The sequence below is a fragment of the Alcanivorax sp. HI0007 genome (assembly GCF_001635525.1).
In the GTDB taxonomy this organism is placed as follows: domain Bacteria; phylum Pseudomonadota; class Gammaproteobacteria; order Pseudomonadales; family Alcanivoracaceae; genus Alcanivorax.
This window is the reverse complement of sequence record NZ_LWEJ01000012.1, coordinates 1-8,724: the sequence shown is the minus strand read 5'-3', so window position 1 is coordinate 8,724 and position 8,724 is coordinate 1. Positions and strand designations below refer to the sequence as shown.

Sequence of the window (8,724 nt, the reverse complement as noted above, 5' to 3'; positions counted from 1 at the left end):
GCGCAGTCACCGTTACCGCCGTCGCGATAAAAACTCACTTGCCACCCCGAAGGTAGCTGACCCGGTGCAAAGTCCGTATCGCTGACAGCCAGATCATAGGAGTCCTGACGGGCGCCGGTATTATTCACCACCAGACGCAGTACCGCCTGCTCGCCGGGGGCCGCATTCACGGTCTGCACCGGTGAGGCTTCCGGACCGGCGCCCTCACCGGGAGCCCCGCCATTGACCGGGGAATCATTGGTCAGGTCCACGCGATTGGCCAGGATACTGGTGAGCACATCACTGACCGCATTGCTCACCTGGGGGTCCGTCACTGAACGGGCAACCTTGGTGACTTCAAACGGCCCTCCGAGGGCATCCGGGGGCAAGGTAGCCTGCAGCACCACACGCACACCACAGGCCAGATTCAGGCTGTCGGTCACAAACCGTGGCGGACATTGGCCTCCCGCATCCGGTAGCGGGATCGGCCCCGTGTCGGGCACCCCATTGCCGTCGGTATCCACCAGCGGCGTTCCCCCATCACTCTTGTAGAGCTGGAACACGGTAGCTGCAGGGAAGGGATTGGCCAACGCCACACCCAATCGATCTACCGAGGGTTCTACCAGGATGTCGAAGGTATCTTCGCCATCCCCCCGGTTCCAGATCACATTGCTGAAGGATGCCACGCCCCCCTGCCCCAGGGATGCCAATTCCACCCGGTTGCCGGTATTGCTGGCATCATCTTCACCGGTCTGACTGTCAGTCTCGCTGTTGTTGGCAACCACCGCGGGCAACAGGGCCCGGTCGATAATCCGGTAATCCACGGTATTGGTGGCGAAGGGGCCGAAGTTAGTGCTGCCATCATTATTCTGATAGCTCAGTGTTGCCTGATTGCGGACCCGGTCGCCGGCATCGAGCCCGCTGTCGATGTTGACATCGAAGGTCAGGGAGCCCACTGCGCCCGGTGGCAATTGCGCCAGCACCGCACGAACACGATCATGGCAATCGCTGTTGGCGGCACCGGGATCGTAGGCACAGAATTCAATCAGATCCGGGCCGCTGCCCTGGCTACCGTCATCACCGTCATCCGTGAGCTCGGTGCTGCCGGTGACGGTCCAGCGTGCCGAACCCGGCACATAGGTCATGCCCGCATTCACGCCGTCCACGGAGAACAGGGGCAGAACATCCTCGATTTCTATCTGCGTGGCGATCTGGTCAGAAGGATTGCGGTACGACAGGGTGACCGTCACCGGCCCGGATGGAGAGCGGCCCTGACGGGCACTGAGCGACTTCACCACTTCCAGTACCGGACCATCAATCAGGTTGATGGTATCGGTATTGCTCGCGGTCAGTGCCGCATTGCTATGACTGGCAGCCTCCACATCCAGTGCCAGAGATTGTGCGCTAATGGCGGCGCCACTGACCTGCGCTTCAATGACCAGGCCATAGCTGTCACCGGCCAGCAGGTCCGGCGTCAACGCATCCCAGCAGCCATCCGGATCCGAATCGGTAAACAGTGGCGCACCACTGTCCGGCTGACCATCACCGTTCCCGTCCGGGAATACGGACCACGCGGCAATATTGCCATCCACATTGTCCAGGCAGAGCTGGTAGCGATCACGGCCGTTGCCTGTATTGGTGAGGGTATGGGGGAAATACACCACGCCCCCGGGGAGAGAAGGCTTGTTCTGGGCGCTGACCAGCTCAATGCCCGGCACCGCCTGTATCAGGGTTTCGACCAGGTTGGAGGTGACACGCTGGGCCTCGGCCAAACGGGTACAGGCATCATCCAGACAGGCCCGATAGCTGGCCGATGCCTGGTTCTTGATGACGGTGCCCGCCACGGGTGCCGCCGCCTTGACAGCCACGGCCGTCAACAGCAGCAACACTATTCCCAGAGACTTGCGCATCAGCATCATCCCGTTACCTCACCGGCTCGGGGGCCTGGAAGCTGTCGCCGCCACTTCGGTCAAAGTCCACCCGCAATACCAGCGGACGCCCTTGGGCATCCAGTGGCATCAATTCCACACGGCGGTTGACGATACGATCCTGCTCGCTGTCACTGGGCAGAATCGGAAGCTCCTTACCCAGGGGGGCAGATTTTATTCGTGAAGCATCCAGACCGTTGGCTTGCAGATAATCATTGACCCGCTGCATCCGTTTCTCAGCCAATACCCGGTTGTATTGTTTGCCACCGCGCTGATCCGTGAATGCCTGAACGCTTACCTGTAGCGTCGGGTACTGTTTGAGAATGGCCAGATTCCGGTCCAGGCGTTGGCTTTCTTCTTCGCCCAGCCCATGCTGGTCAAAACCAAAATACACTGCCGGCTCCCACAGCTGTCCCTGCGACTGGGAAGCCAGCCCCGTCACCATCACCATACCGGTATCGGTGACGCTGGCCTTTACCGGGCAGACCTCATCGTATTCCGCGTAGAGCGCTTCCGTGCTGACGCAACCGGACAGCATGCCTCCCAGCAACAGTGCTGCGGCCATCACAAAACGGTTCATTGCGCGTCTCCCATATAACTGCGCTGACCCGCAGCTTTGCTGCCCAGCCAGCCCAGATCATCTTCATCAAACTTGTATTCCAGGCCGATGTAGAGGCCTTCCACGTTGTAGCCTTCCGGGTCCAGGTCGTCGTCACGGAAACCGGAGAAGTTATAGCCCACGCCCATGCGCAGATTGCGGCGAACCAGCGCGTTGACTCCCACACCATAGCTGTAGCGTCGCTCGCTGACACCTTCAGTGGTCAGCGCCCCGCCATGCAGATCCAGATCAAAGCGGCGGGAGATGTCCCAGATAATGCGACCATCCGCCACGTAGGCATCGGTCTCCACATCCAGATTGCCCAATTCGGTCTGCTGCCACTTGGCACCGATACGGCCGGAGAAAATCCAGTCGTCATGGGGCTGGAAGTTGTGGTGATTGGAAAGAATGTGAACCCTGCGATCACTGGCCGCGTCCCCACCCCACTGGGTCTTCCACTTGTACATGAACAGCATGTGGTGACGGTTATCCAGACGCGGGCGGCGTGCCATGCCCAGGGTGACGATGTTGTCCCCCTGTTTGGGCTGGCCATCGAAATACTGCAGACGCAGGTCATCACGGACCACCGCAGACCAGTCCAGGTTTACCCGCCAGATATTGGCGACACTCAGACCGTAATAGGTGCGCTCGTCACCAAAGCGGGTTTCCACCCGCCCCAGAGTACGGCGATTGGGATTGCGCTTGTCTTCCGCCGCCAGGGACAGGGCCGTGGAGTCCTGGCTGGTGCTACCTTCCAGCGTTTCGATCCATTCCGCCGAGGGGCTGAATGTGAGGCCCGGTTCAATCTCGAAATGGGAGCGAACACCGTTGGCGGCAGCCACATCACGACCATCCTGGGCACCCCGCAGACGGTATTCCGAAAACACATCCGTGCTGCGGCTCAGGGCGGAGCGAACACCGAAGGTAAATTGCCGGGTTTCCACATCGTTGTTCAGCAGGTTCACGCCGCTGAGGCTGTTGATCAGCTCATAGCGGCCATACAGGCTGGTCTTGTCAGTGATACCCAGATCCGCATCAGCGGCAATACGGCGGCGGTCGCGGTCATTGAAGGCCTGCTCGTACTCCGACCCTACCGTCAGCGGCTTGCCAAACACACTGGTGCCCTGACTGGCGCCGAGAATCCAGGTGGCAAAGCGATCACTGCCTTCGTCATCCTGCTGCTCGATACCACGCGCACCGGCACGCAACTGGGTGGCACCGATCTGCTTCTTGCCGATCACACCCAGGCTACTCTGCGCATCGTTATTCTCCAGGGACTGGGAATGCACGGCTTCCACCTGAGCAGAGAGGCTGCGTGACAATACCTGCTCATGATCCAGGCGCATTTCCTCACGGGATTCGGCAATCCCTGCCGCCGGATTACGGAAACCTTCCTCGGCACGGGCCCAGCGCAAATCGGTACTGGAACCATTCTGCCAGCGCCACTGGCTGCCCAGGCTGAACGCCCCCCCTTCCATACCGTCGTCGTTGTTTTCCATGGTGGCCGAGGAGGCATAAATACTGTTTTGTTCGGTCAGCGCGTATTCCGCCGCCACACTGGTCAGATCAAAACCTTCGCTGTCATGTTCGTCCCGGGTGCGGCTGGCACTGACCGTCAACTTGTCATTGAGTTGATAGCGGAAACGGGCGCCCAGCACGTTGTACTCCTCGGCATCCGACGCTTCCACGTTGTAGCTGGCGCGGATAAAGACCGGGTTCAGGTTTTCGTCCACGGAGGGAATCACGTCGTGGAAGCGGATATCCCCGGTGAAGTAATTCACCGAGTAATCCACATAGCGTGTCAACGGCTGAGTCGAGATCACCAGGCCCGGGTTATCCCGGTCCCGGACTATCAGTTCCAGGGTTTCGCTGTCCCGTGCCGGGCGATTGGCCAGGGTGAACAACAGCGCCGTGCCGTTACCGGGAATTTCCTCGCTGACCTGTTCGTATTCCGGCCGCGCGCCGAAAACCTGGAAACGGGCCCGGTCATTTTCGTAAATGGCATTGAGGCCGGTAAGGGTGCGCTGCACACGCCCCAGGTCCTGAAAATCGTAATTGGGGTCGGTCAGGTAATCCCCCCACAACAGGCTGCTGCGATCTTTTTCCAGCTTGGCGTACAGCTTGCTACGACTGCGCGCGTCATAACCCCGCACCGAGGCGTCGCCCGCAATCGGGTAGGAATCCGACGGGTTCAGATCACGACGAATTTCTTCATCGTCATCCAGGTCATTATCCGTATCGTAGGCCAGGGTCAGATGGGCACCGCCCCGGACTGCCCCTTTCAGGAACACCGCACCATTGGCATCCAGCCCTTCCTCGGGCAGGGAGTCACCAATCTCGGTGGGCGCATTGCCGTTATCACGCACATTGCCGCCAAAACCCTGACGCAGTTGCACATAGCCGGTGGCCACCAGCGGACGCAATGGGGCGACCTGCTCCACCCGGGCAGTGGCGACAAAGTCTTCCACCAGAGCCCGCAGGCGGATCGGACCGGTGTATTCGGTACTGCGCAGATGGACCAGACCCTCGCCATCGCTGACCCGCACCTGATGGCCGGGATTCTCCGGTTGCAGATCCTCTTCCAGCCAATCGCCCTTGTCGTTTTCCAGGGTGACGAAATAGGTTCCCCGGGCCGGATTGCCCCGGGCATCCTGCATCCGTACCCGGATTGCCAAAGTGGAGCGGCCACCATCGGCTGCCAGGGTGGGCTCTTGCGGTTCCAGCGTCAGGCTGCGCGGTGCTTCCGGACGCAGTATCTCGGTGCTCGCCAGCACTCGCTCATTGCCGAAAGCATCCATGGCCCGGACTTCCACCTGGTTGTCACCTTCTTCCAGGGAAACCCCGTACCAGCTCAGTACCTGGGCTTTCTCGCGACGGTTGAGCACCTGCTCACCCAACTGGCTGCGTGGCACTTTCTTGTCGTTTACATAGAGATGCGGTTCTACACCGCCGCGCACCACCACCTGCAGACGGCCATCGCGACTGATGCCATCCCGTGGCCACAGCCAGGTACCGGCCACGGCCTGCTCGCGGGTTACATTGGCCGCCATGTCCTTGGTGGCTCCCATTTGCGCTTCCTCGGCAGGTGCCTGGGTCAACTCTGGCCGGGCCGCCGGCTGGCTGCGGCTCACCTGCTCCCAGACCTCGGTCAGGTTGGCATCACCGGTCTGGGTGTACACACCGCTCCCCAGATCCCCGCTGCCATCCGCCTGACGCAGGCGGTTGTTCACATTGTTCTGGCGCAGGGGATCGAAGCGGGCCGCTTCATCCAGCATCCAGTCACCGGACAGGGACGCATTACGGGCCTTCAGGTTTTCCACGATGGCATCACGCTGGTCCGCCGTGGGGCACATGGCGGCAAAATCCGCCCGGTGATACTCCCCGGGGCGCAGATCCAGAAAACGGCTTTGCGGATCCGCCGCATGACGATTATCGATGGGCTTGAGTTTCAGCCCTTCCGGCAGCGTCAGCGGGTCCACCTTGATGGTGTGCAGCCCCGGGCGCAGCCCATAAAGACTGTACTGGCCATTCTCATCGGTAATGACCCAGGAGCCATCGGACAGGTACAGCTTCACGCCGCCCACCGGATATTCGCCGTCGTTCTGCAGGTTGTTACAGTCGTTGTCCACGTAGATCTTGCCGAACACCATGGCCCGGTCAGACAGCACGCCTTCATTACGCACCTGGACTTTCGCTTCACCTTGGTTGGAGAAATAGGTGAATCCAGAAGCGGTATTTGCCTGGGCGGTGGCCCGGTTGATGCCATCACTGTCCACCGCACCGGCGGACAGACGCAGACCGTAATGCAGCGTGACGGTACTGCCCGGCTGCAACGGCAAAGGCTGCGGACCGCTGGCAGTCTGCTGCTGGATCACAAAGGTCAACTGGTTACCGCCATTGTTGGTGGGATCCGGAATCTCGATACGCTGATCGTTGATCTCCAGCCAGGCACTGTCCTCGATATACCGGAACCCGTAAGGCAGCCGGTCCACGATACGGGCAGCGAATAGCTCCGCGTCATGATTGCTGGTCAGGTCAATCCGGTAAGCCAGGACATCACCCACCGCCGCTCGCTCCGCTTCGACCTGCTTGTCCAGCACCAGCACGCCTGCGGTGGTTGCCGTGGAGGGGTCCAGGGGAATATCCACAAACACATCGGCCAGGCCCAGCAGGAAGGCACCCGGGTTGTTCACAGCAGCCATGCGCGCCGCTGCCCGACCCACCGGGGCCACATCCGGATCATAGCCCCCCAACCCATAGGAGCTTTGCGAGATATTGCTGAAAAAGACTTTGGCCGCTGCGGGGGATACCGCAGAGGGGAAGGAATACCCCTCCGGGGGAACCACATCCAGATAATAACAATGACCGGGGGTCGCCAAAGGAAACTGGTAACGGCCCGGTTGCTGGGTATTATCCGCCGCCGTCGCGTTGGTGTTTTCCGTTGGCAGCACGTCCCCGGTAAAGGGATGCAAGGCACGTTCATAGCCGCTTTCCGGCAAGGCCGCACAACTGGCCAGCCCGGTATCCGCCAAGGGCTGACGGGACTGGTACAGGGTCACCACCGCATCCGGCAAGGGGCGGCCGTTACTGGAGTCATACACGGTGCCCGCCGGGTCCACAGCGGCCAGAGCCGTGACGGTCTGGACATTCACCACGCTGCCATCCGGACCAAAGGTGGGCACCGAGAAGGTGGCCGTGATGCGATCCTCGGCGCCGGTTTGCAGCACACAGCCCAGGCCCAGCACCTCATTGAGCGTGGTGCTGCCGGAGTACTGGGCCAGACTGTTCTCGTTGGCCGTTGCCGGGCACAGCCCACCGGCCCCGGACCGGGATTCATTAAGGGAGAACGGGTATACACTGCGGAAAACCCCGGTATTCACGCCGGTTTCCCGCACCGCCATCACCAGGGAGTCGCCGGTGAGACGGGAGTTCAGTGACACCTGCAACAACCGCTCACCGCCGGGGGTGGTCTGCACAAAATCCCGGTCCGCCAGCACCTGATTCAACTGGGATGCCGTCACCCGCAGGTAGACGCCGTCCAGCAGGATACGCTGACTCGCCTCGGGCAACAGGGGATAGATAGCCGCATCGACAAAATCATTGTCATTGCCATGCTCCGGCGCCCGGTTCTGCTGGAAAACCGCATTGGAGGGCCGCTGGAAAGTAATGCCCGGAGACAAGGTCGCCGCCACCCGGTGACAGACGCGGTTACTTTCCACGTCAGCCAGCCCATCACCGTCCAGGTCCACGCTGGCCCGGTTGAACAGCAAAGTGCCCTGGGTCAGGCCACTGTTAATCAACACCTCAAAGGAGAACCCACCGGTCTGGTTATTCCGAATCTGGTCGGCAGGGATGAGCAGACCGACCCGATCCACCGTTCCATTTCCGGTCCAGTCAGCGTAACGCTGCCAGACATCCGCCGAGTCGCCAGCAAGATGCACCACAGGCAACGCCTGCAAGGGGGCAATATCCGCCATCGAGGCCGCCAGCAAGGTCACGTTGCCTGGCAAGGCATCTTCCACCAGAACGCCCTGCTCCGCTTGCCCCCCCACTTGCAAGGTGCGCTCCACGGGGACGCTGTTGCCCACGTTGGTGACCGAAACCTGGTAGTCGATGATGGCCCCTTCCTGCTGCGGCACGTCACAACTCAGGCTCGAGGATTTGCTCAGCACCAGGGAGGCACCATCAGCAATCACCACCCGGTCCAGCACCGCATCCGTGAGGGTCCCGTTCAGCTGGGACTGGGCGTCCAGGGACAGACGAATTTCATCACCACTGACCAGCGAGGCGGGAACCGTGCCGCTGATGACCAGATTGACTGTCACCCCGGGAAGCACCGAGGGCAATTCCGTCACCGCCGGCTCGCCCGGGTCGGCAACACCATTGCCATTGCTGTCCAGATAAATCGTCAGCCCCTGCAGGTCACCCGCATCGCCGCCCAGATTGGTCAGCGACAGGGAATAACCGTCAGTCACATTACCGGTATTGGTCAGGGTATGGTCGATGCTGATGGACTGCCCCGGCGACGCGGCCCGGGTCTTGTCTTGATCCAGTTCAAACGCGGGGCTTTCCGCCACCATGACCCGGGAAATATTGGAACGCACGACCACAACCCGCCCTTCCAGCGGATCGAAATAACGCATTTCCGCCTGATTCAACAACGCGGTGCCCGGCGCCGTGGCAGCATGCAGCAGCACGCTGGTCATGACCAGCATGCTG

At 61.0% G+C, this 8,724-nt stretch carries 3 protein-coding genes; all 3 read right to left on the bottom strand.

Features of this window, described 5'->3' with window-relative positions:
• Positions 1-1,889, bottom strand: a 1,889-nt coding sequence (locus A3714_RS00970; RefSeq protein WP_156493807.1) for a hypothetical protein, incomplete at its 3' end; no start/stop codon positions are given.
• A 13-nt stretch (positions 1,890-1,902) separates the two neighbouring features.
• Positions 1,903-2,487 (bottom strand): OmpA family protein, encoded by a 585-nt coding sequence (locus A3714_RS00965; RefSeq protein ID WP_063509960.1) that lies wholly within the window; start codon positions 2,485-2,487, stop codon positions 1,903-1,905.
• The gene (locus A3714_RS17845) at positions 2,484-8,711 is read right to left on the bottom strand and encodes a hypothetical protein (RefSeq protein ID WP_369817817.1); all 6,228 of its coding nucleotides are present in this window, start codon (positions 8,709-8,711) and stop codon (positions 2,484-2,486) included. Before A3714_RS17845 ends, A3714_RS00965 begins: the two co-directional genes overlap by 4 nt.
• Positions 8,712-8,724 lie beyond the last annotated feature (13 nt).